Origin of the sequence: Rhizobium sp. 10PS4 (assembly GCF_032464805.1) — a bacterium.
Lineage (GTDB): Bacteria > Pseudomonadota > Alphaproteobacteria > Rhizobiales > Rhizobiaceae > Rhizobium > Rhizobium laguerreae.
Genome location: NZ_JAWDIW010000002.1, coordinates 351,491 through 374,249, shown reverse-complemented (window position 1 = coordinate 374,249; position 22,759 = coordinate 351,491). Strand labels below are relative to the sequence as shown.

Sequence of the window (22,759 nt, the reverse complement as noted above, 5' to 3'; positions counted from 1 at the left end):
TGAAGTCCTTGAGCGTCGGGATGATCTCGGCCTCCGGCTCGCCGGAAGCTGTCATTGCGATGCGGAAGACATCTGCGACATCATCCAATCGGAAAATGCGAGCATGGCTGCTGTTGGCGGCCTTGATTGCAGTCGGGTCAGCCAATAGCTTCCCAGCGATATGGTCGTGGGAAAAGGTTGTCTGATAGCCCCCGAGGATAGATGTCTGGAAAACATCGACGGCGGTGCCAGAGCGATCCCCAGTCCTTGCAGAGCCGCCTCCATCATCGCCAGGGAAGAGTCGAAGACGATACCGGCGTTTATCTGTGCCGCCGGCGGAACGTTCGCTGCGGCAAACCAGGTGCTCCACTCATCCGCTCGATAGCTCCGCAAAAGCGTCGCCTCGACCAGATCTGCAGGCGACCTTAAACGCTCCGCCAATTTGGGTGTGCACAGAGGAGAGAGCGGAGCCTCGAACAGACGCAGCGCCTCTGTGCCGTGCCAGGAGCCGCTGCCGAAGCGAATGGCAAAGTCCAGTCCCTCGGCCGCCATATCGACGCGATTATTGTTTGTCGAAACGCGCACATCGATGAACGGGTGCCGCAGTTGAAAATCCGAAAGCCTTGGCAACAACCAGCCGACGGCAAACGTCCCGACCACGCCCAGGAACAGCAATTCCCGAACCTGCCCGGCTTCAATCCGGTCCAGCGTGATCGCCATCTGATCGAAGGAATTGGTCAGGGTCGGCAAAAGAGCTTCGCCTTCTGCGGTGATTTTCAAGCCTCTTGGGAGGCGCTGAAAAAGCGCAGCCCCCAATCGCTTCTCCAGGCTTTTGACCTGCTGGCTGACAGCCGCCTGGGTAACGCAAAGCTCGATCGCAGCCCGGGTGAAGCTGAGATGTCTTGCCGATGCTTCGAAGGCCCTCAAGCCATTCAAGGGGAGGAATTGCCGAACCATCTTAGCCCTAGATTTTCTTGGATCTCCTCCGAGATATCATCGTTTGCTGCCGCAAAACAGTGCCATAAAATGCCGTCCTCATGCGCCTTTGCGCTGATGAAGCTGCTTTTAGAGGATGAAGAAATGACGCGTGATTGGATAGGAATTCTATCGGCCGCATTGGTCTCGACATGCATTTCCACAAGTGGCTTTGCGGCTGACGAGCTGAAACTGAAAGCCATCTCGGACGCCGCGATAAAACCAATCATGGATAAATACAGCATTCCGGGCATTGCCGTTGCCATCACCGCTGACGGACAGAACCACATCTTCAACTACGGCGTCGAGTCGAAGGACACGGGCAGGCCCGTCACCTCGGCGACCATGTTCGAACTGGGATCGATCAGCAAAACCTTTACAGTCACCCTCACCTCCTACGCAGACGTGACCGGCCGACTTTCGCTGTCGGACAAGGCAAGCAAATATCTTCCGTCGATGAAGGGAAGGCCCTTCGGCGATGTCGTCCTGATGGATTTGGGCACCCATACGGCTGGTGGATTTCCGCTGCAAGTTCCCGATGAAGTCAAAACCGAAAAGCAACTGATGGAGTATCTCGCAACCTGGAAACCATCATATGCCGCCGGAACGCACCGAACATACGCCAATCCAAGCATTGGCGCGCTCGGATATATAACGGCAAAAAGCATGGGCAAAGACTTCGCAGCTCTTATGGAAGAGCAATTGTTTGCTTCTCTCGGGTTGACGAGCACGTATATCAATGTGCCGAAATCGAAAATGGCTGACTATGCCCAAGGCTACAAGCGAAGCGGCGAGCCGGCTCGGATGACACCCGCCACTCTTTCGTCCGAGGCCTATGGAGTGAAATCCACAGCAGGCGACATGATCCGGTTCATCGACGCGAATATGGGACTGGTCGAATTGGACGATAAGCTCCAGCAGGCGATCACGAATACGCACACGGCATACTTCGATGTCGGCGCGATGGCCCAGGACCTTATTTGGGAACAGTATTCCTATCCTGCGACATTGACGACGTTGATGGACAACAATTCCAGCGCGATGCTCAAGACCATCCCCGTCAAGCAACTGATGCCGGCAATGAAACCGCGCGACGATGTGTGGATCAATAAAACCGGCTCAACGAATGGTTTCGGCGCATATGTCGCGTTCGTCCCGAAAGAGCGGCTCGGTATCGTCATTCTGGCCAACAAAAACTATCCCAACGAGGACCGCGTCTCCGCCGCTTACCAGATACTGACTGATATAATTTCGGCGCGCTGATCCGGTAGAGCATGATGCCGAAAAGTGTTCATGCTCTAACTATGTAATTCAGAACAGGATTGAGATTTTAGGCCGACCCGGCCTAAAATCATCCTGTTCTGGCATCAACGGTCGAAGATGTCCCGCCACTGCTTCTCACCGATCAGGCAGTCGGCACCCGCCTCGGCGCCGGCTGTTTCCTGCACCGTCGCCGCCGGGGAAATGCCGCTGATCTCCAGCACCAGCTTGCGGCGCACGGCAACGGCGAAATCCTCGATTTTGCGGACAGGCAGCACAAAGGCGCCGGGACCGCCGATCACGCAATCCGCATAATATTTATCGAGCCCGTTGGGCGCATCGGAAGGCCGCAGCATGATGGCGAGGCCATTGATAATCATGCCGGCTTCTATCGCCTTGTCGCGGGCGGGGGTGACAGGATCGCCGGAATTGTTCGGCCCATCGCCGGAGACATCGATCACCTGCCGCCTGGACTGAAAGGGACTGGAAACGATCATGCTGGCGCCCTGGGCGATCGCGGTGGAGATCGATGTGCGCCGCTGCGTGGCAATCGGCCGGGCTTCGAGCTTGTCGGCAAAAGCGATCGCGTCCTCTTCAGTCTCGATCACCTGCCAGTCGATGACGGAATCCTGGACGACATAGCCTGCCCATTCGAAATAGCTGATGGCGATGCGGCCGGTCAGCCCGCCCTTGACCGCGTCGATGAATTCCTTGTGCTTGAGCGCTTCGACATAGCCCTCGCGCTGGATCCCGATCTCCTCGAAATCCATCGACCGCGAGGTGTCGACGGCAAGTACGAGGGTCACATCGACCTCGCTTTCCCCCGCTTGCGCGATGGGGACGATGCCGGAAAGACTCATGAGCACCGCAAGTGTCGTCAGCATTGGCAATCCAATCCCTGCGCCATGCAAGCCGGCGAACTCTAACACAGCTTGGCCGAGGGAGGACGCTCGCCCACGCGCACGGCTTCAATTTTCGGTGATGGAATCGGAAGCCTTCAATGCAAGGGAAGCCACAAGGGGGTCTTCCATGCTTTCAGCGCCTCGAGAAAGACCTGCAATCGGGAGGGCAGGAAGCGGCGCGTGGGATAGACGGTGTGCACGAAAATTTCCTCGGACGACCAGTCCGGCAGCAGGCGGACAAGTTCGCCTCTTCTGATCTGTTCGTCGCAATAAGTCGAAGGAAGCAGGCCGATGCCGTGTCCGCGATAGGTAAAGGCGCTCACCGCATCGAAATCCCGGCTCGATACCGGCCCCGACACATGCAGGCGAACCGATTTGCGACGGCTCACGAGATGCCATTCTGCCTCGCCGTTGCGGCCGTTCAAGAGCACGCACTGATGGTCCTTCAGCTCTTCGGGCTTCAAGGGAAGCACCCTGGCCTTCAGATAATCCGGTGCGGCGACCAGATAGCGCACGCTCTTGCCGAGCCGCTGCGCCACGATGGAGGAATCCTTAAGATCGCCGAAGCGGATGGCGAGATCGATGTTCTCCGCGATCAGATCGAGGAACAGGTTGGTGACGAAGAGATCGAGCTGGATATTGGGATAAGTCTTCAGGAAGGATGAGATGAATTCGTAGAAGACTTCCTGCCCGAAGATGACGGGCACGGAGATCTTCAGCAGACCTTCCGGTTTTCTCTGTGTCTCGGTGAGCGCCTGCTCGGCGTCGACGAGATGGGCGAGCGGTTCGCTGCACCTGTCGTAATAGGCGCGGCCTTGCGCGGTCAGGCTCAGTTTGCGGGTCGTCCGCTGTATGAGCGTCACGCCGAGCTGCTCCTCCAGCGACGTCACCTTCCGGCTGACGGTCGATACCGGCATGCCGAGGGAATGGGCAGCGCGGCTGAAGCTGCCATACTGCGCCACCTTCACGAAAACGGCGATGTCGTTCAGATCGGCCATGCGTTGATTTTTGCATGGATGCAAAAGAGAATCCAGATATTTCCATCTAATCGGGTAATGAAGTTTTCGCCATATTCACCTTGCGAAAACAACCACAACCGATGGAGGCGCATTCGCAGCAGCCCCATCTCGAGCGACCCCCGCCTTTGCAACCGCAAGGCCCGCGTTGCCCGAACCAGATTATGGAGATCAGCATGACTACGAGAAAAACAGTCATCGTCACGGGCGCCTCCCAGGGTATCGGAGCCGGCCTCGTCAACGCCTTCATCCAGCGCGACTACAATGTCGTCGCTACCTCGCGCCAGGTCAGTGCTTCGGAGGCTTTCCAAGCCTCGGACAGGCTGGCGCTCGTCGATGGCGACATCGGCGATGCCGAAACCGCAGCGCGGGTGGCAAGGACTGCGATCGATCGCTTCGGCTCGATCGACGCACTCGTCAACAATGCCGGCATTTTTCTAGCCAAGCCATTCGTTGAGTTCACGATGGCCGACTTCGAGAAATTGTCCTCGACCAATCTCGAAGGCTTCATCCACCTGACCCAACAGGTCGTCAGGCAGATGCTCGCGCAGAAAACGGGCGGCAGCGTCGTCAGCATCACCACGCCATTGACCGATCATCCGATCGCCGGCTTCTCCGCCTCAGTCTCGATGATGACAAAGGGCGGCATCAACGCCATCTCCAAGAACCTCGCGATGGAATATGCGAACGAGCGAATTCGCTTCAATATCGTCGCTCCGGGTGTTGTGGACACGCCGTTGCACAAAGACAACCCGAAGGACTTCCTGAGCACTCTGTCGCCGATGGCAGGCATTTCCAATGTCGAGGAGATCGCCGATGCGGTCGTCTTCCTCACCGAAGCTCCGCGTGTCACCGGGGAGGTGCTGCACGTCGACGGCGGCGCACATCTGGGCAAATGGTAGACCATGCAAAAGCTGAGGCAGCCGGCGCGGAACGGCGGCTGCAGGATCTCGGCATCGCCCTTCCCCCACCGCCGACGCCCTTGGGCGCCTATGTCGAGGCGGTCAGAACCGGCAAGCTGGTCTTCTTCAGCGGTATGCTGCCGGTCGTCGACCGCAAGCCCCGCTATATCGGCCGCGTCGGCGGCGCGCTGACGGCCGAAGACGGCAGGAAGGCCGCCGAGACAGCGACCCTTAGCGCCCTTGCGGCCGCCAGGGAATATCTCGGCTCGCTGGACAGGGTGGCAAAGGTCGTCAAGCTCGGCGTCTACATCGCCACCGAAGGCGATTTTCGCGACCACCCAAAGGTCGCCGACGGGGCATCCGAAATGCTGCTCCAGGTCTTCGGCGAAGACAAACTCTCCGGCCGTATCGTCCTCGGCGTGGCCAGCCTGCCGTTAGGCGTGCCGATCGAGCTCGAGCTCGTTCTCGAGATCGAAGATTGAACCGGCGGGCGCGCCTCGGCGCGCCCTGCATTCTTGGCCGCGCCTGCGATCGGCGCATTCGCTGGTTCGCCGCTTACTCCCTCACAAAGCAATCAACAGCAGCACATAGGCGATCACGCTTACCATCAGCCCACGAAACGCGAAGGTGACGCAGCGGTATTTGTTGCGGGCGATGGCCGAAAGAATGTTGGCGTTTTCGAGATATTGGTCGAAGAGGTAGCGCTCGTCACGGCGAAGCGCGGCCTCGAAGAACATATCGCGATGATCAGGCCAGGCGCCCCAGAATAGCGAGGTTGAGGTGCCGAGACGCCGCGGCAGCACGACAAGAATCGCCGAGAGGATCGAGAAGACCGAGGCTGAGGCAAGCAGGCCGGAAAAGAGCATGCTGCCCGGTGTGCCGCCGGTGTAACGCGTCAGGCTGAACACGGCCCTCACCTCGCTGGAGCTCACCAGAAAGGCGAGCATGAAAGTAAAGATATAGGCGGCCTTTTGGTCGGATATCTTGATCTGATCATAAAATATGTCGTTGATTTTCTTGATATGATCGAAATACTCGGTGCTGACGTCCCCGCTTGAGGGCTTGCTCAGCATAACCTCAGTGGCATTTTCAAATTCACTCACCTGAATACTCCATACCCCAAAGTGTTTCCCTGATATTACACTTGACGACGAAAGCAAGAACACGTGTGCAACATACTTGACTTTTCCACTCTACACGGACAAAGGGGAAGCGGGGTATGGGGTCGAGGACATGCGGGGTTATTCCAGTAACATCTGTCGCGTCGGGATGGCGCTGGCGTTTGCCGTGCCCGGTTTCGGGCTGCCGGCGATGGCCGATCCCGTGCCGCGCGCTACGCCGGTCGCCGGCTCCGTCATCGCCCGCAAGATCGGCGAGGAAGTCCGCTTCATCGACGTGTCGAACTGGCGCGTCGTCGACATCAATCAGGATCTTTTGACCGGCGACGTGCTGCGCACCAACGCCAACGGCCAGCTCGCCATCGTCTTTTCCGATCACACCCAGGTCCGCCTCGGCCGCAATTCCTCGCTGCAGGTCAAGAAGATGGCTGCCGGCGGCGATACGGTGCTCAATCTCCAATCCGGCACCATCTGGGCACGCGCCGAGCGTGGCGGCCAGGGCCTGACGGTGGAAACACCGGCCGCCGCCGCCGCCATCCGCGGCACGGACTGGACGATGACCGTCGAGGGCGCCAAAACCTCGATGATCGTGCTCGAAGGCCGCGTAGCGCTCAGCAACCCGCAGGGCAGCGTCGAGGTGAACGAGGGCGAAGGGGCGGTCGCCACCATCGGCCAGGCGCCGAGCAAGATCATCAGCGTCAATCCTGACGACCGCGAACAGATGCTCTTCTATCTGGACTTGCGCGACGGCTTCGACCTGATGCCGACTTCGCCGCTGCGGGCCGACCGCATGGCGACCGAACGCCGCCGCCTGTTAGGGCTGCCGCCGGAGCGCCGCACCACCGAAGATTGGCTGGAACTTGCCGAAGTGCAGAGCGCCTTCGACGGACGCCAGGCTGCAGCCGCAACGCTGCAGAATATCCGTGGCCGCAAACTGACGACAGCCCAGCAGGCGCGCGTCGACCTGATCGACGCCACCATCGCCGGCTCGGAAAAGCGTTATGGCGATGCCGCCAGGCTCTTCCAGAAGGCCCTGCCGCATCTCGACCCGACACGCCGCAACATGGCCCAATATGGCGGCTATTTCGCCCGTTCGCTGGCCGACCCCGCCCATGCCGAACAGCCGCCGGCCAACACCACCGGCCCCTATGGCGCAATCATGCAGGCATATACCGCTGGCTTCCTTGAGAATCCGCGCGCGGCGATTGATATCATCAGGAAAGCGGAGCAGCGGTATCCCGATGATCCGACCCTGCCGGCAGTCCGCGCCCAGTTGGCGCAGCTCACCGATGACCGTGAGCAGATGAAGGAAGCAATAGAACGCTCGCTGTCGCTCGACCCCGATCATCCGATGGCGCTGTCGGCCCGTGCCGGCTACAAGGCAAGTTATGAAAGCGATATCAACGGCGCGCTTGCGGACCTGAACCGCGCCATCGCGCTTGCCCCCGGCGCATCGGGCACACTGAATTCTCTCGGCCTGCTGCAGAGTTCGCGCGATGCCAACGGCGAAGCGGAAAAGGCCTTCAAGAAGGCGATCGAGCTCGATCCGCAGGACCCGCTGCTGCACGCGAACCTCGCGATCCTCTATCTCGATCAGGCGCGCATGAAGGAGGCCAAGCGCGAAATCGACACCGCGATCGCTCTCGATCCATCCTTCGATCACGCCCTGCTTGCTCGCGGCCGCTATTACCTGCAGACCGGCGAGCGCGACAAGGCGCTGGCAGATCTGCTCGCCGCCAGCACCGCCAATCCCGCGCATTCGCAATCGCAGTTCATGCTTGCGGCCGCTCATTACGAAAAGGGCGACCGGCTTCCCTCCGAGCAGGCGCTCGACAATGCCAACCGCCTCGACGATGACGATCCTGTTATCTCGTCCTTCCGCACCGCGATCGATATCGACGATTATGATTCAGACGGCGCGATCCGCAACGCGCAGGAATTCCTGCGCCGCTCGCGCGCCCGCGGCGGCGATTACAGCGGCCTCGGCGCCAATGCGAGCGCCGGTTCGACACTGAACGACGCCTTCCGCCTGCAAGGATTGGATGCCTGGGGCCGCTATTACGGCGATGCCGTCTTCGATCCCTTCAACGGCACGGGTTATATCGATCAGTCGATCAAGGGCAGCATCTTTCCTTTCGTCAACGCGACCAGCTTCAGCGACGACAATATCATCCAGAACCGCGGCAACGCGTCGAGCTACTCATCCTTCATCCAGGGCCTGCTGCTTTCGCCGCACATGCTTTCCGGCCGCTCACGCTCGGTAACGCTGTTTGATGTGCCCTTCATCGAAGGCTCGCTCGGCGGCGGCATCAACAGTGTCGACGGCCATACGAGGCGTATCGGCGAAGCCGAAATCCAGGGCTATTCGAACGCGACGATCCCGATCAGCTTCTACGGCAACCTCAACTGGGAAGAGATTGCGCGTGACGGCAACTACACGGACTTCGGCGGCTTCTCCACCGACAACAAGATCCTCAGCGGCAACGGCTATCTCACCGCGACGATCACGCCGGACGATCGCGTGGTGGCCTTCGTCAACCACGCCAAGAGCGACGGAGCGCTGAACGCTCTTTCGCAAGGCAGCGCCTTGACGGATTTTCTGAACGCTCTCGGCGCCGGCATTCCAACGTCGATCTCATCGCAATTCTCCGACCGCTACAATGAGAGCGAGTTAACGAATGCCGGTATCGGCTGGAGCCACACCTTCAGCTATGACAACATCCTGAACGGCGCGTTTTTCTATTCCCAAAGAAAATCGCAGACGGACAATTTCCTGAGGGTTGATGATGCGCCTGTTCTAGGTTTGCGCGATCCCGATATCATTCCGTTCCTCGATGCAACCGAGGACACAAGCTCGGAAACTTACATCTGGGCTCTCAATCACTCTATCGATACAGGCCCGCTGACCTGGCGGTACGGCATCGAGCGCGGCTGGATCGATGCCAGCACGACCACCTCCTCACGCCTTCATGAACTCTTTCCGCGTCTGCTCATCCTTCCGGAAATCATCGATGGTCCCAATACCCTGAGCAACACGATCGACATCGGCCGCGCTTATGTGGACGTCCTGCACGAGATTACACCCGATCTGAAGGCAGAATATGCGCTGTTCGGCACGCAACTGACGGGCGACGGTGTCGATGTCAGCCGGCTAGAGCCACGTTTCGGCGTTGCCTGGGCGCCGGTCCAGAACCACTGGCTGCGTGCTGCCTTCATGCGCCAGAGCGTGGAAACCGGCGTTCCCACTCTCGCCCCGGTCGGCATCCTCGGCCTGCAGACCAACCAGTATTCGGTGGGCATCGAAGGTTATAGCGATACAGTCGCGCTGCAATGGGACGCCGAGTGGACCGACCGTTTCTTCACCTCGGTCGAATACCAGCACCAGGAACTGCATGATTTCTCGATTGACTTTCCGCTGATCTCGCTTCCGGCGGCCGACAGCCTGCCGCTGTCGCGCGGCAGCGTCGACCGCGCCGCCGTGACTGCCAACGTCGCGCTCGGCTACGGTTTCGGCCTCTCCGCCACTTACGCCTACATGGAATCGGAGAACAAGGACCCGCTGGAACCGAATTACGGCGGTTCCCTGCCGTTCATCCCGAAGAATTCCGGCCAGATCGCACTGACCTGGGTCAATGAAGCCAAGGTCAAGGCGACGGTGGCGGCCAATTATATCGGCGAGCGCGACGGCGACGATCTCGGCACCAAGCTCGACGATTACTGGAGCCTCGACGCCCACTTGGTCTGGGAACCGTTCGACAAGCGCATCGAGCTGGAGGCAGCCGCCTATAACCTGCTCGACGAGGAGTTCGAGATCACCCCCGGCGTGCCCGGCTGGGGCCGCGCCTTCAAGGGCACGCTCAAAGTCCGCTTCTGATGCGGGCGCAGAAAAAGCCTCGGCAGGTCAGACCGGCCGGCGGGCAGGCCGAAAGCCGCCGCCTCCGTCTGCTGGTGCTCTCGCTTACCGTCCTGATCGCCATCTCGTTTCTGTCGCGCCTGCCCGCCTGGTCGCTGCTGGAGCTCAGAAGCTTCGACTATCTCTCGACCGTCGACGATCCCCGCCCGCCACCCGGCGGACCCGTCATCGTCGCGATCGACGAACCGTCGCTTGCCGATATCAACGCGCAATGGCCCTGGCCGCGCAGCCTTCATGCCCAACTAGTGACCCAGTTGCGCGCCGCCGGCGCCCGCGTCATCGGCCTCGACATCATCCTGGCCGAACCCTCGACCCCGGAGAACGACAACGCGATCACTAACGCCGTCGGCCCGGATGTCGTCCTTGCCGGCGACGAGACGTTGATCGAGACGCCGCAAGCCACGCAACTCATCCGCGTCACCCCGCTGCAGCAACTGACCGAAGCGGGAGCGAAGACCGGCATTGCCTCCGTCGATCTTGGCGGCGATGGCACTTTCCGGCGGATTCCGGCCTATGAGGACGGGTTTGCCGCAACGCTGGCGAAAGCGTCTGGAACGATTTCGGCAACCCTGCCGGCGGGCCAGCTTATCCAATCATTCGGCCCGGCCCGCTCCTATCCCACGGTCTCCTATTACCAGGCGCTCGATCCCGCACATCTTCTGCCGCCGGATTATTTCAAGGGTCGCGTCGTGCTCGTTGGCCTCAGCCTGCAGAACGCGCCGGTGATCGATAAGGGCGGCGTCGATGCCTTTGCCACGTCCTATACCGTCCACACCGGCACGTTGACCTCGGGCGTCGAAATCCAAGCGACGATCTACGACAATATCCGCCGTGGCCTGTCGATCGAAGAAGCTCGCCTCCCGGTGGTGGCCGCCTGTATCCTCATATCGGTCCTGCTTGCCGCCGCCACCGTCTGGCGCTCGACGGGATGGCTGACGATCGTGACCAGCGCAGCTGCCCTTCTCGCCTTCGCGGCCCTCAGCTTTGCCGGTGTCCGGCTTGCCCATATCTTCGTCGCGCCGCTCGGGCCGACGGTCGCCTATATCTCGGTCGTCTTCGGCCAAGCCGCCTTCGACTACGCCGAAGAGCGCCGCAACAAGCGCCAGATCATCCGCGCCTTCGCACAATATATCTCGCCCGATCTCGTCCGGCGCCTGTCGCAGGATCCCTCGCAGCTCAAGCTCGGCGGCGAGCGGCGCACGCTGTCGGTGTTGTTTTCCGATGTGCGTGGGTTCACCACCATCGCCGAGACCTTGAAGGATGATCCGGAGCAACTGACCGGCCTGATCAACCGGCTGCTGACGCCGCTCTCCGACGTGGTGATGGATCACGGCGGCACGATCGACAAATATATGGGCGACTGCATCATGGCCTTCTGGAACGCCCCGCTCGACGATCCCGATCATGCACTGCACGCCGTCAAAGCCTCGCTCGCCATGCAGGCCGCGATTTCGAGCCTCAACCGCGAGCTGGAACGGGAGGCGGCGATGCGCGGCGGCAGGCCGCACGTGCTAAAGATGGGCGTCGGCATCAACACCGGCGAATGCATTGTCGGCAATATGGGCTCGACCCGCCGCTTCGACTATTCCTGCCTCGGCGACAGCGTCAACCTTGCCTCCCGCCTCGAAGGCGCCTCGAAGAACTATGGCGTGGCCCTGCTGCTCGGCGAGAAGACCGCAAGGCTGGTCGCCGGCACCTACACGGTCGTTGAGCTCGATCGCATCATCGTCAAAGGTCGCACCGTGCCTTCGCCGGTCTATACCGTCGTGCACATGGCCGAAGCCGAAGCCCTTGCCGCCCACCAGGCCTTCATCGCGGCGAAATACGCAGGCACGCTTGCGCCATCCGACCCCACCTTCGACAGGCTGGCCGCCGATATCCCCGAGCTCGCCCCCTATTACGCGATCGTCCGCGAGGCGCTGGCCGAGTCCGGCGAGGAATGACCGAGCAGAATGCAGGCAACGTAAATCGATACTATTCCAGGCGGCGCGCTTCCAGCGGCGCGTCCTGTCTGAACCCCTCGAAATAGCGGCCGCCATGCAGGGCAAGCTCCCGATCGGCCAAAGTCAGAAATCGGGCGCCGTCGCCCGCTGCCGCCACTTTGAACGCCGCGTCGAATTCCGTTGCCAATTGTGCATCGAGCTTCCGCATCAGGCGCGGCGCCCACTTGCCGCGGCCGGCCCATGCGCCGCGCCCGAGCAGGATCAGGTCGGCGAGCTTCTGGTAGAGCAGCGCGGCAATAGCGGCGACCTCTTCGGGCGGGCGGGTACCGCGCAGATCATCGGCCAAATCGGTGACCTGGTAGCGCACCATGTCGTAGTCTGCCCCGGCAAGAGGTTTCGGTCCTGCCGCCAGCATACTTTCCGCCTTTGCCTGGATGACGTGCGCGCTGTCGATATCCGATCCACTATACAGCCCGTCGCGACCATGTGGGCCATGATGGGATAGCCGCTGTCTGCGTCCCGATGGAGGTAATGCGCCAGCGTCTGCGGATCGTGGACAAAGGCTTCGACCGGAAACCCATCCGCGCTGAACGACTCCCGCCAGGCTCTTTGGAGCGACGGGAACACCACGACGAGATCGATATCCGAAAGGACGGTGCCTTCGCCGCGCATGATGGAGCCGGCGACATAGGCGAATGCAGCTCCGGCATAGCGGCTGGCGATGCAGTGGCGGGCGACGGCCAGCGCCCGCTCCGCAAGAACATGTTTCTGGATATCGTCCACGATCTCGTCCTCGAATACGGGGCACAGGCGGGAACAAAAAACCCGCTCGTTTCCGGCGGGTTGGTTTCAGCAGCAATGAACGGAATTCAGTTCACGCGTCTACCACCCACCGCGGCGCGGTGGTGGTAGACGTCGTCGAAACTGCAAATATCCTGCTCATGGCAGTAACGATACCGCTGGATAGTGATAGCGTCAATGCTCCAGGCGCCGGCCAAGGACGCTTCCCCGGCGCGCCGATTTCCGTCTAAGATGACCACAAAGCAAGACTCGAAACAGGAAGAGCCCGCCAATGTCCGATCCCGCCACCGTCATCCCGCTTCCGCAACCGGTGTTGTTGCCGGTCGAAAGCAGCGCCGAGCGTTTTCCGGTGCGCCGCGTCTATTGCGTCGGGCGCAACTATGCCGACCATGCGATCGAGATGGGCCATGATCCCAGCCGCGAACCGCCCTTCTTCTTCCAGAAGAATGCCGACAACCTGCTGCCGGCGGGCAATGCCTTTCCCTATCCGTCGCTGTCGAACGACGTGCATTACGAGGTCGAATGCGTGCTGGCGCTGAAATCAGGCGGCGCAAACATCGAGGCCGCGGACGCGCTCGACTGCGTCTATGGCTATGCCGTCGGCATCGACTTCACCCGCCGCGACCTCCAGGGGGAGGCAAAGAAGCTTGGGCGTCCCTGGGAGGTCGGCAAGGCCTTCGAACATTCCGCCCCTATCTCCCCAATCGTTCCGGCCAGCCGCCTCGGCCACCCCGCTCAAGGCAAGATCTGGCTGGAACAGAACGGCAAGCGCGTGCAGGACGGCGATCTCAACCAGATGATCTGGAAGGTGCCGGAGATCATCACCGAACTGTCGAAGCTCTTCACTCTCGCAGCCGGCGATATCATCATGACCGGCACGCCCGCCGGCGTCGGCGCGGTGGCCAGAGGCGATCGCATCACTTGCGGCATCGACGGCGTCGCCACCCTATCGGTCGAGGTCGTCTGAGGAGAGAGCCATGCCCGTCTACGCGCTTGGCGGAGCGACGCCGAAACTGCCCGCTGCCGGCCTCTATTGGATCGCCCCGGATGCCAACATCATCGGCCAGATCGAACTCGGCGAGAATGTCGGCATCTGGTTCGGCGCCGTGCTGCGTGGCGATAACGAGCCAATCAGCGTCGGCGAAGGCACCAACATCCAGGAAGGCGTGATGGCCCATACGGACATGGGCTTTCCGCTGACAATAGGCAAAAGCTGCACCATCGGCCATCACGCCATCCTTCACGGCTGCACCATCGGCAACAACACGCTGATCGGCATGGGCGCGACCATCCTGAATGGCGCCAAGATCGGTAACAACTGCCTCGTCGGCGCCAATGCGCTGGTGACCGAAGGCAAGGAATTCCCCGACAACTCCCTGATCGTCGGAGCACCCGCCCGCGCACTGCGAGTGCTCGACGAGGTGGCAATCGAAGCCATCCGTCGCTCGGCAGAAAACTACGTCGCCAACTGGCAACGCTTCGCCCGCGATCTCAAACAGATCGGGTGATTGGGTAACTCGGCGACGGGTGGCCAGCCCCGTCCTTCGAGGCCCCTGCGGGGCGCCTCAGGATGAGGCTGGAGAGAGGCTGCGGATGACGGTCGCGAACACCTCAGCTTGCCAGATACACAACGCATCCATCAGCTTATCAGCCTCCAGCCGCCCGGCACTCCGATCAGCCCTCATCCTGAGGCGCGCAGGCCAAGGCCGGAGCCTCGAAGGACGGGGGCGGGTGGCGAAGCACCCTCTCCGCTCACCACACGCCCGGAATCCACCGCCACCGCACACGCTCCATATACTCCGCATAGCCTTCGAGGCCCTTGCGCAGTTCGGCTTCCTCGCCCAGCGTGCGGCCGAAGAGGACGACGACGAGCAGGCCGGCGGGGATCAGCGCGTAGAGCGATCCAAGCGACAGCGCCATGCCGGCGCTGAGCACGATGGCGGTTGCGTATCCGGGATGGCGGATTACGGCGTAGGGTCCGGTGTCGATCACCTTGTGGTCGCGATTGGTCTGAATGCGCACCGTCGGCTCGAAATGCCGGTTGACCGATTGCGCCCAGGTCAGGCCGAGATAACCTGATGTCATCAGGAGATAGCCGATAAAGACGACCCAATCGGGCTGCGGTGCCCAGTGGAAACGTCCGTCGTCGAATGCGCCGACCGGAAGAATGGCGGCAAAGAGAATGATCGTCAGCGTCGCCACTACGGCGTCCCAGGATTTGGTACCCTTCTGGTATCGGCTGCGCGCCGCAAACAGCTCCGGATTCGTCCGCCAGATCCAGATGATTGCGACAGCAGTCAGCACAAGGAACAGGCCGAGAAAAATCCAGCCGCGCGGCCAGTCGAGCGTGCCGGCCGGCCAGAACAGCGCTACAAACATCACGGCAATGGTGATGGCGAGCGATCCGAGCGATGGCGCCGCGGCGAATGAGTGACCGGGCCGAGTGTCCCGCTGTGTCATGATCGCTCTCCGTTCCATTACAGCGGCGAGCGTCCTCTTAGACGCGCAGAAAGACGCTCCGCATGGCGGATTTAATTGAAAAAACCGCGTTACTCGGCGGCTTCGAGAAACTGGCTGTTTCGTGAGGATGAGGCAAGAGCCTGAACCCTGGCTTCGGCCTTGGCGATCAGCTGATAGAATTCGTCCTGCGCTTCGACATCCAGCTGAATGACGGCATTGACGTCATCGGGCGTATCGCAAACGCAGGCGACCGCAGAAATCGGACAGATGCCGCCGGGATAACGCCTGCCGGCGCCCGTATAGGCGCGACGTCCCCAACGCTCGGAATAGACCGTCTCTTCCCGCTCAAGATGCAGGATCGTTCCCTTGCAGGCGGTCACGATAGCCGCCTTGCCGTAGGCGAACCAGTGATAGTTCAGCCTCCGGAGAATATATTTGCCGGTGATATCTTCGCCAGCCAGTTCGGCAGGGTTTTCAATCATTCTAATCATGACGGCTTCCTCAACGTTTAAACAATATCCGTCATGTCTTCGCGCGCAGCAAGTCAAAAAACGCAGCTTTTGGAGACACTTAGTCACAAAGTGTTTCCGATTCTTACATTAACCACGCGCCGAGCACCCCTTGTGCACACAATTATTCGTCGAACTTCCCGCAACCTGCTACCGATTTCGTCATTGTCCGAGGTGGCAGTCACGTCAATGTCCCCTTGTGTTTTTCGGCGCGGGCTCGATATGTCTCCCTGATTGGCCCGAAGACCGCGCCGTTTTCATCCCAGGAAGCGGGCGGCTGGTTTGCCGGTTCGCCATGAGCATGATGCCGAAAAATGTGAGCAGTTTTCGGACGACATCATGCTCTAACTCTTTGATTTAGAACAGGATTCAGGTTTTAGGCCGACCGGACCTAAAATGATCCTGTTCCAGCAAGAGAGCATCATGGTCGACGCTATCAACCCCATCTCCGCCACCGCCGCGTCCGAACCCACCAAGGTTGGCACCAGCACCTCTATCGGCTCCGAACCCGACAATGCCTGGGTCGCCGCCCGCCAGTCGCAGATCACCGCCGATCAGCTGGCAGCGAAGAAGGCCGCGGAGAAGGAGGCCGCAAAAGGTCTCATCCCGCACGCGGATCTGATCGTCGAAAATGAGGAGCATCCGCAAAAGCGGCACGGGCATGCGGCATCGGACGACGGGGAAGAGGCCGGCGAACAGGCGGAACAGCCGGTCTTGTCAGGTGAAAGCGATCGGATCAGCACCCGGAATTTCGACGACGATACGCCCTTCGGCGAGCGCGTCGCCATCATCTGATCGACGCAGACCAGAAACCGTCCGCGCCGTCAATTCGAGCCCGCAAGCTGGGCTTCGATCGCCGACTTATCGATGACCGACCAGACCTCGACGATCTTGCCGCCGCGAAATTCGTAGATGACGTTCTCGGTGAAGGAAAGGCGCCTGCCGTTCACATCGAGGCCGAGGAATTTTGCCTTCGGCCTGCAATCGAAGCCGAGCCGGCAGGCGATGTATGGCGGATCGCAAAGCAGCATCAGCACCTTGAAATAGAGATCGGGAATCTCATCGAAGTCCTGCTCGAGCATGGCCACATAACCCGGCAGCCCGAGCCGCCGGCCGTTATGAACCGCATCGTCGCCGACGAACTGCCCGAGATTGTGCCAGTCCTGCCTGTTCAAGCAGGCGATGTAGCCGCGGTATATCTCCGCGAGTTCGGTTTTCGTCACGCGATCGCCCCCGACTTGGTTTCTCAGGCAAAGATAGCGCCGGGATCAGCACTTGCCAGCAGCGAACGCGCCGCCTCGATAGTTTCAGTTCAAGAGAACTCGCCTGCACGGGGACCAGCAAGCGTCACGCGCCAGCCCGTTCGCGATTGGAAATCCTGGGTGGCCAGAAACGTATAGCCTGTGGTGCGCCAGAGCCTCACCGCGCTGGTCAGATTATCGAGCACATAATCGCCGCCGTCCGTCCGGGCAATGAGAACGACATGGTTTTGATCCTGCGGTCCAATCACCACGGAAAGCGCCAACCTGTTCGATGGAAAACCAGCTTCGATCAGGTCCTTCATCTTCTGAAGAGCGTAGTCCTCACAGTCGCCACGGCCGGCAACCGGCAGAGACCAAATATCCTTATTTCGGGAAGACGGGCGATCTTCCGCGGGAATGATACGTCCATTTACGGCGCGATTGACCTTTTGAAGAAGCGCTGTTCCTGTCTGATCATTCAGCTGTTGCGCCGCCATCCTGCCGCACAGCCACTTGTACTTGGCGCAGGCTGCGGCGAATCCCACGGGTGCGCCGATGCTTCGCGTCACAGGAAGTGATGATCCCGCAACCGCTTGAAAATGCAGCAGAATGAATAAAAAGGCAGCGAGCGAAAAGAGACGCTTCATAGCCGATTCCTTTATTTGTCATGAGACGATAACATGGTTACGATAAAAATTTAGTAAAATTTTATACTTGCGAATTTAACTGTATTAAGCGATTGAGACAGATTAACCATTATCTATTCTTCATGTTAATTGATCGTTAGTGTAAGAGTTCTCGCAGTTAACATTTAGTTAACCTTGGGAGACGATTGAAATGATCAGCAGAGCCGCGAAATTCAGCATCGCCGTTGCTTCCCTTCTGGCAAGCAGCAGCTTGGCAACGGCAGCCCCGGCAGTCGTTAATTGCAAGGCCGCAGTTCGCGGCACACTCGAATACAGACTATGCATGCCGACCAAAGCAATTCGTGCCGATAACAAGTTTAGTCCGAACGATAAGGATCGCGGCAGCCGAGACATTGGCGGCGGCCAGAAGACATCCAGCACCGAATCCGTCGCCAGCAACGGGAATAGCGGCGGCGGCAATGGTGGCGGCAATGGTGGCGGCAATGGCGGCGGCAACGGCGGCGGCAATGGCGGCGACAACGGCGGCGGCAATGGCGGCGGCAACGGCGGCGGCAATGGCGGCGACAACGGCGGCGGCAATGGCGGCGGCAACGGCGGCGGCAATGGTGGCGGCAACGGTGGCGGCCATGGTGGCGGCAACGGCGGTGGCCATGGTGGCGGCAACGGTGGCGGCCATGGTGGCGGCAACGGCGGCGGCCATGGTGGCGGCAACGGTGGCGGCCATGGTGGCGGCAACGGTGGCGGCCATGGTGGCGGCAACGGCGGTGGCCATGGTGGCGGCAACGGTGGCGGCCATGGTGGCGGCAACGGCGGTGGCCATGGTGGCGGCAACGGTGGCGGCAACGGTGGCGGCAACGGTGGCGGCCATGGTGGCGACAATGGCGGCGGCCATGGTGGCGGCAACGGCGGCGGCAACGGTGGCGGCAACGGCGGCGGCCATGGTGGCGACAATGGTGGCGGCCATGGTGGCGGCAACGGCGGTGGCCATGGTGGCGGCAACGGTGGCGGCAACGGCGGCGGCCATGGTGGCGGCAATGGTGGCGGCAATGGTGGCGACAACGGTGGCGGCCATGGTGGCGACAACGGTGGCGGCCATGGTGGCGGCAACGGCGGCGGCAATGGCGGCGGCCATGGTGGCGACAACGGCGGCGGCAATGGCGGCGGCCATGGTGGCGGCAACGGCGGCGGCAACGGTGGCGGCAATGGCGGCGGCAACGGCGGCGACAATGGCGGCGGCAACGGCGGCGACAATGGCGGCGGCAACGGCCGCGACAATGGCGGCGGCAACGGCGGCAATAACGGTTCGGGCAAGGGCGGGTCTGAATCTAAACCGAACTAACTTGATCGGCGACATGAAAATGGACGTGAGGCCGGGTAACCGGCCTCACCTTTTTGATCGCCGCTTTGTGTATCAATGGGCGTCTAATACGGTCCGGGACCCCTGCGGGCTCAGCCATCGCGGTCGCCCATGTGGGCTATAGCATCGCTTCCAGCGAGCACCTTGGCAGCTCATGTCCCAACAGATATGGCCGTCGACGCCGAGCGGCATCCGTGAAAACGGAATGCGATACCGTAAGAATGCAAAGAAGCCGGCGAAAAGGGGGAAGACCAAATCCGCGCCCGCGACTTTGATGACGACGACCCCTTTAGTGAGCGCGAGGCGATCGTCTAGCGAAGCTTACGCCGCGCAGGCCTCGCACAATCCGCGGATCTCGATCGTCGTCTTTTCAGGCTTGAACTTCTGCCCGCGCACCCATTCCATCAGTCGGTGGTCGACCTCGTGGTCGTGGAACTCCGTCACCTGGCCGCAGCTTTCGCAAATGGCGAAGGCGACGATGCCGTGACTGTGGCAGTCGTCGCCCGGATGGGCGCAGGCGACGAAGGAGTTGATGCTTTCGAGCCGGTGCACCACGCCATATTCGAGCAGCTTCTCCAGCGCCCGGTAGACCTGCAGGGGCGCGCGAAAGCCGTGGTCGCGCAGCTTGTCGAGAATGGTGTAGGCGCTGAGCGGCCCTTCGGCCTTTTCGAGCACGTCGAAGACCAGCGACTGGTTCTTGGTCAATTGCGGTGTCGTCATGAGCCTTGTCCTTGCATGACCGCGCGGCGCCTGACCGGAAGCAGGCTGAGCATGAAGAGGATCAGCGCCGCGACCACGATCGAGGGGCCGGAGGGCGTATCGTAGGTGAGCGAGCCGAACAGACCGCCAACGACGGCCGCCGCCCCGATCAGCGAGGCGAGCACTGCCATGATCTCCGGCGTCGGCGAAAAGCGCCGCGCCGCAGCCGCCGGAATGATCAGCAGCGAGGTGATCAGCATGATGCCGACGATCTTCATGGCAATGGCAATGACGACGGCCATCAGCAGCATGAAGAACAGCCGCGCCCGCTCCGGCTTCAGCCCCTCGGCCTCGGCGAGCTCGGCATTGACGGTCGCAGCCAAGAGCGGTCGCCAGAGCCAGGCCATTGCCACGAGCACGAACAGCCCGCCGCCCCAGATCAGTGCGATGTCGGTGGTGGAAACGGCAAGAATATCGCCGAACAGGAAGGCGATGAGATCGATCCGCACCCAGCTCATGAAGGCGACCATGACGAGGCCGATCGCGAGTGTCGCATGCGAGAGGATGCCGAGCAGCGCATCGGCCGACAGCGCCTGGCGTTTCTGCAGGAAGAGCAGCAGCACCGACACGAGGGCGGCGACGGCGAAGACAGCCAGTGTCAGGTTGAGTTCGAAGAGCAGCGACAGCGCCACACCGAGCAGCGCCGAATGGGCGATCGTATCGCCAAAATAGGCCATGCGCCGCCAGATGATGAAGCAGCCGAGCGGCCCCGTCGTCAGCGCCAGGCCGACGCCGGCAAGGATGGCGCGCACGAAGAAATCGTCAAACATGGCGCTCTCCCGCTTCATGCGCGTGCGGATGGGCATGGTCAGGATGATCGTGACCATGTTCATGACCGGCATGCCCATGCTCATGCGCGTGATGGCCGTCGTCGGCGTGGCAATGATCGGTTACCGTGCCGTCGGCATGTTGCACCCGACCGTCCGGCAAGTGCGTATGATCGTGGTGATGGCTGTAGACGGCCAGCGTCTGTGCCGCCCGGCTGCCGAACAGGCGCACATATTCCGGGCTGCGGCTGACGGACTCAGGCGTGCCGCGGCAGCAGACATGTCCGTTGAGGCAGATGACCGTATCGGTTTCGGCCATGACGACATGCAGGTCGTGCGAGATCAGCAGTATGCCGCAGCCCGTCGCATTGCGGATCGACTTGATCAGGTCGTAGAGGGCGATCTCGCCGGAAAAATCGACCCCCTGCACCGGCTCGTCGAGAACCAGCAGATCGGGCTTGCGGGCAATCGCCCGGGCCATCAGCGCCCGCTGGAATTCGCCGCCGGAGAGATGCTGGACCTCGGCATCGAGCATATGCGCCATGCCGGCCGATTCGAGCGCCGAAAGCATGTCGCGTTCCGGCAGCGGCCCAGTCAGCGTCATCAGCCGGCGCACCGAAAGCGGCAGCGTCCAGTCGATCGACAGCTTCTGCGGGACATAGCCGACCTTGAGGCCTGGCTTGCGCTCCACCCTACCCTCGTCGGGCTTCAACACGCCGATCGCCGCCTTGGCGCTGGTCGATTTGCCCGAGCCGTTCGGCCCGATGAGCGTGACGATCTCGCCGCGCGCGACGGAAAAATCGACCCCACGCACCAGCCAGCGGCCGTTGCGCAGAATGCCAACATCTTCAAGCGAAACCAGCGGTTCGGCCCTGACACTGGCGGAGATATTTGCGGGAGAGAGCATCAAATTTTCCGAAAGTGCTGTTGCGTCCTGCTATTGCACACGTTATAGCATAACGCAATTGATGTAATAACATAACAATCGCAATTCAAGCGGAGCATATGATGAAACGTGCGAAAGGGCTTGTCCTTAAAATGCCGGCCTCCGTAATCCCGATGGCGGCGATCCCGGCGCTGGCGATCCCGGCCCTGCTCTTCGCCGGAACCATGCGGGCGGCCGATGCGCCTGTCGTCGTCACCTCGATCAAGCCGATCCATTCGCTGGTCGCGGCGATCATGCAGGGTGTGGGCGAACCGGAGCTGATCGTCGACGGCTCCGCCTCCCCGCATACCTATAGTCTGAAGCCCTCCAATGCCCGCGCGCTACAGGATGCCAAGGTGATCTTCTGGGTCGGCCCCGGCCTCGAGGCCTTTCTCGAAAAGCCGCTGCAGGCGTTGGGTTCGGATGCCAGCATCGCCGCCCTCGACGACGCCCCCGGCCTGGTCAAGCTGCCCTTCCGAGAAGGCGGCGCCTTCGAAGCGCATGATGATGATGCCCCGGAGCACGATAGTGCTTCCCCGGAGCACGATAGTGCTTCCCCGGAGCACGATAGTGCTTCCCCGGAGCACGATAGTGCTTCCGGTCATCATGAGGCCGAAGCCGCGCATGGCGCCGAAGCTGATCATGACCATGGGCACGACGATCACGACCACGGCGCATTCGACACCCATCTCTGGCTCGACCCTGTGAATGCCAAAGCCATGGCGAGCGAGATCACCACGACGCTGGTCGCCGCCGATCCCGCCAATGCGCTGACCTATCAGGCGAACGCCAAGGCGCTGGACGACAGGCTGACGGCGCTCGACAAGGAGATCGCCGCCACCGTCGCCCCCGTCAAGGACAAGCCCTTCATCGTCTTCCACGACGCCTACCAGTATTTCGAGCACCGCTACGGCATCCGGGTCGCCGGCTCGATCACCGTCAGTCCGGAAACCATTCCCGGTGCCGAGCGCGTCTCGGAAATCCACCGCAAGGTCGGCGAACTCGGCGCCACCTGCGTCTTTGCCGAACCGCAGTTCGAGCCGCGCCTCATCGATGTCGTCATCGAGGGCACGAGCGCCAAGTCAGGCGTGCTCGATCCGGAGGCTGCCACGCTGAAGGCCGGCCCCGATCTCTACTTCACCCTCATGCGCGGCATCGCCAACAGCATGAAGGACTGCCTCTCCAGCGCATGACTCACATGCGCTGCTCCGCGCGTCCTGCCGGACACGCGACGCTCAAGGGAGAGCTGAGGCGGAAAAAGGCGGACAACCCGGTTCCGCCTTTT

21 protein-coding genes and 1 pseudogene are annotated in these 22,759 nt (G+C 61.2%); 9 read left to right on the top strand and 13 right to left on the bottom strand.

Annotated features, from left to right (window positions below):
* Positions 1-51: 51 nt before the first annotated feature.
* Positions 52-936 (bottom strand): LysR family transcriptional regulator, encoded by an 885-nt coding sequence (locus tag RWJ89_RS04735; RefSeq protein ID WP_077978676.1) that lies wholly within the window; start codon positions 934-936, stop codon positions 52-54.
* A gap of 123 nt (positions 937-1,059) precedes the next feature.
* Between RWJ89_RS04735 and ampC the strand changes: the two genes are divergently transcribed.
* Positions 1,060-2,217: a class C beta-lactamase gene (gene ampC / locus RWJ89_RS04730; RefSeq protein ID WP_077979235.1), complete on the top strand. Its 1,158-nt coding sequence runs from the start codon at positions 1,060-1,062 to the stop codon at positions 2,215-2,217.
* A gap of 104 nt (positions 2,218-2,321) precedes the next feature.
* Here the strand turns inward: ampC and RWJ89_RS04725 are convergent, their stop codons facing one another.
* Together RWJ89_RS04725 and RWJ89_RS04720 are read right to left on the bottom strand one after the other, a co-directional pair.
* On the bottom strand, positions 2,322-3,098 hold the full coding sequence (locus RWJ89_RS04725) for a DUF1194 domain-containing protein (protein WP_077978677.1): 777 nt from the start codon (positions 3,096-3,098) through the stop codon (positions 2,322-2,324).
* Positions 3,099-3,211: 113 nt separating this feature from the next.
* Positions 3,212-4,114: a LysR family transcriptional regulator gene (locus RWJ89_RS04720; RefSeq protein WP_316030641.1), complete on the bottom strand. Its 903-nt coding sequence runs from the start codon at positions 4,112-4,114 to the stop codon at positions 3,212-3,214.
* 194 nt (positions 4,115-4,308) lie between these two features.
* Here RWJ89_RS04720 and RWJ89_RS04715 point away from each other — a divergent pair, with 194 nt between their 5' ends.
* Both RWJ89_RS04715 and RWJ89_RS04710 read left to right on the top strand, forming a co-directional pair.
* Positions 4,309-5,034 carry an SDR family NAD(P)-dependent oxidoreductase gene (locus tag RWJ89_RS04715; protein ID WP_094085611.1) on the top strand — a complete coding sequence of 242 codons (726 nt, stop codon included), beginning with the start codon at positions 4,309-4,311 and terminating at the stop codon, positions 5,032-5,034.
* On the top strand, positions 5,028-5,516 hold the full coding sequence (locus RWJ89_RS04710; protein ID WP_316030640.1) for a RidA family protein: 489 nt from the start codon (positions 5,028-5,030) through the stop codon (positions 5,514-5,516). The genes RWJ89_RS04715 and RWJ89_RS04710 overlap by 7 nt, the downstream gene beginning before the upstream one ends.
* Positions 5,517-5,597: 81 nt before the next feature.
* Here RWJ89_RS04710 and RWJ89_RS04705 read toward each other — a convergent pair whose 3' ends face one another.
* Positions 5,598-6,137, bottom strand: a complete 540-nt coding sequence (locus RWJ89_RS04705; RefSeq protein ID WP_077978680.1) for a Pycsar system effector family protein — start codon at positions 6,135-6,137, stop codon at positions 5,598-5,600.
* 130 nt (positions 6,138-6,267) lie between these two features.
* On the opposite strand from RWJ89_RS04705, the gene RWJ89_RS04700 reads away from it, so the two are divergent.
* Together RWJ89_RS04700 and RWJ89_RS04695 are read left to right on the top strand one after the other, a co-directional pair.
* On the top strand, positions 6,268-10,026 hold the full coding sequence (locus tag RWJ89_RS04700) for a FecR domain-containing protein (protein ID WP_316030639.1): 3,759 nt from the start codon (positions 6,268-6,270) through the stop codon (positions 10,024-10,026).
* On the top strand, positions 10,026-12,008 hold the full coding sequence (locus RWJ89_RS04695) for an adenylate/guanylate cyclase domain-containing protein (RefSeq protein ID WP_316030638.1): 1,983 nt from the start codon (positions 10,026-10,028) through the stop codon (positions 12,006-12,008). The genes RWJ89_RS04700 and RWJ89_RS04695 overlap by 1 nt, the downstream gene beginning before the upstream one ends.
* 31 nt (positions 12,009-12,039) lie before the next feature.
* Here the strand turns inward: RWJ89_RS04695 and RWJ89_RS04690 are convergent.
* Positions 12,040-12,791, bottom strand: a pseudogene (locus RWJ89_RS04690) (nucleotidyltransferase domain-containing protein).
* Between the two features lie 289 nt (positions 12,792-13,080).
* On the opposite strand from RWJ89_RS04690, the gene RWJ89_RS04685 reads away from it, so the two are divergent.
* Both RWJ89_RS04685 and RWJ89_RS04680 read left to right on the top strand, forming a co-directional pair.
* Positions 13,081-13,776, top strand: a complete 696-nt coding sequence (locus tag RWJ89_RS04685) for a fumarylacetoacetate hydrolase family protein (RefSeq protein ID WP_316030637.1) — start codon at positions 13,081-13,083, stop codon at positions 13,774-13,776.
* A gap of 10 nt (positions 13,777-13,786) precedes the next feature.
* A complete protein-coding gene (locus tag RWJ89_RS04680; protein ID WP_316030636.1) occupies positions 13,787-14,317 on the top strand; it encodes a gamma carbonic anhydrase family protein in 531 nt (176 codons plus the stop codon).
* Between the two features lie 244 nt (positions 14,318-14,561).
* On the opposite strand, the gene RWJ89_RS04675 is transcribed toward RWJ89_RS04680, so the two are convergent.
* Both RWJ89_RS04675 and RWJ89_RS04670 read right to left on the bottom strand, forming a co-directional pair.
* Positions 14,562-15,269 carry a methyltransferase family protein gene (locus RWJ89_RS04675; RefSeq protein ID WP_183594419.1) on the bottom strand — a complete coding sequence of 236 codons (708 nt, stop codon included), beginning with the start codon at positions 15,267-15,269 and terminating at the stop codon, positions 14,562-14,564.
* Positions 15,270-15,358: 89 nt separating this feature from the next.
* Positions 15,359-15,760 carry a hypothetical protein gene (locus RWJ89_RS04670; protein WP_168269074.1) on the bottom strand — a complete coding sequence of 134 codons (402 nt, stop codon included), beginning with the start codon at positions 15,758-15,760 and terminating at the stop codon, positions 15,359-15,361.
* A 441-nt stretch (positions 15,761-16,201) separates the two neighbouring features.
* Here RWJ89_RS04670 and RWJ89_RS04665 point away from each other — a divergent pair, with 441 nt between their 5' ends.
* The gene (locus tag RWJ89_RS04665) at positions 16,202-16,573 is read left to right on the top strand and encodes a hypothetical protein (protein WP_131642998.1); all 372 of its coding nucleotides are present in this window, start codon (positions 16,202-16,204) and stop codon (positions 16,571-16,573) included.
* 29 nt (positions 16,574-16,602) lie between these two features.
* Here the strand turns inward: RWJ89_RS04665 and RWJ89_RS04660 are convergent, their stop codons facing one another.
* From RWJ89_RS04660 to RWJ89_RS04635, 6 genes are all read right to left on the bottom strand, one after another.
* Entirely contained in the window at positions 16,603-17,001 is a 399-nt protein-coding gene (locus RWJ89_RS04660; protein WP_131642997.1) for an ester cyclase, read from the bottom strand.
* An 89-nt stretch (positions 17,002-17,090) separates the two neighbouring features.
* Positions 17,091-17,666 (bottom strand): transglutaminase-like cysteine peptidase, encoded by a 576-nt coding sequence (locus RWJ89_RS04655; RefSeq protein ID WP_131642996.1) that lies wholly within the window; start codon positions 17,664-17,666, stop codon positions 17,091-17,093.
* Between the two features lie 316 nt (positions 17,667-17,982).
* Positions 17,983-19,020, bottom strand: coding sequence for a hypothetical protein (locus RWJ89_RS04650; RefSeq protein WP_316030635.1), 1,038 nt, complete (start codon positions 19,018-19,020; stop codon positions 17,983-17,985).
* Between the two features lie 324 nt (positions 19,021-19,344).
* Positions 19,345-19,743, bottom strand: coding sequence for a Fur family transcriptional regulator (locus RWJ89_RS04645; RefSeq protein WP_011652680.1), 399 nt, complete (start codon positions 19,741-19,743; stop codon positions 19,345-19,347).
* The gene (gene znuB / locus RWJ89_RS04640; protein WP_221942341.1) at positions 19,740-20,552 is read right to left on the bottom strand and encodes a zinc ABC transporter permease subunit ZnuB; all 813 of its coding nucleotides are present in this window, start codon (positions 20,550-20,552) and stop codon (positions 19,740-19,742) included. The genes RWJ89_RS04645 and znuB overlap by 4 nt, the downstream gene beginning before the upstream one ends.
* Positions 20,545-21,456, bottom strand: coding sequence for an ATP-binding cassette domain-containing protein (locus RWJ89_RS04635; RefSeq protein ID WP_221942342.1), 912 nt, complete (start codon positions 21,454-21,456; stop codon positions 20,545-20,547). The genes znuB and RWJ89_RS04635 overlap by 8 nt, the downstream gene beginning before the upstream one ends.
* A gap of 101 nt (positions 21,457-21,557) precedes the next feature.
* Here RWJ89_RS04635 and RWJ89_RS04630 point away from each other — a divergent pair, with 101 nt between their 5' ends.
* On the top strand, positions 21,558-22,667 hold the full coding sequence (locus RWJ89_RS04630) for a zinc ABC transporter substrate-binding protein (RefSeq protein ID WP_168328978.1): 1,110 nt from the start codon (positions 21,558-21,560) through the stop codon (positions 22,665-22,667).
* Positions 22,668-22,759: the final 92 nt, after the last annotated feature.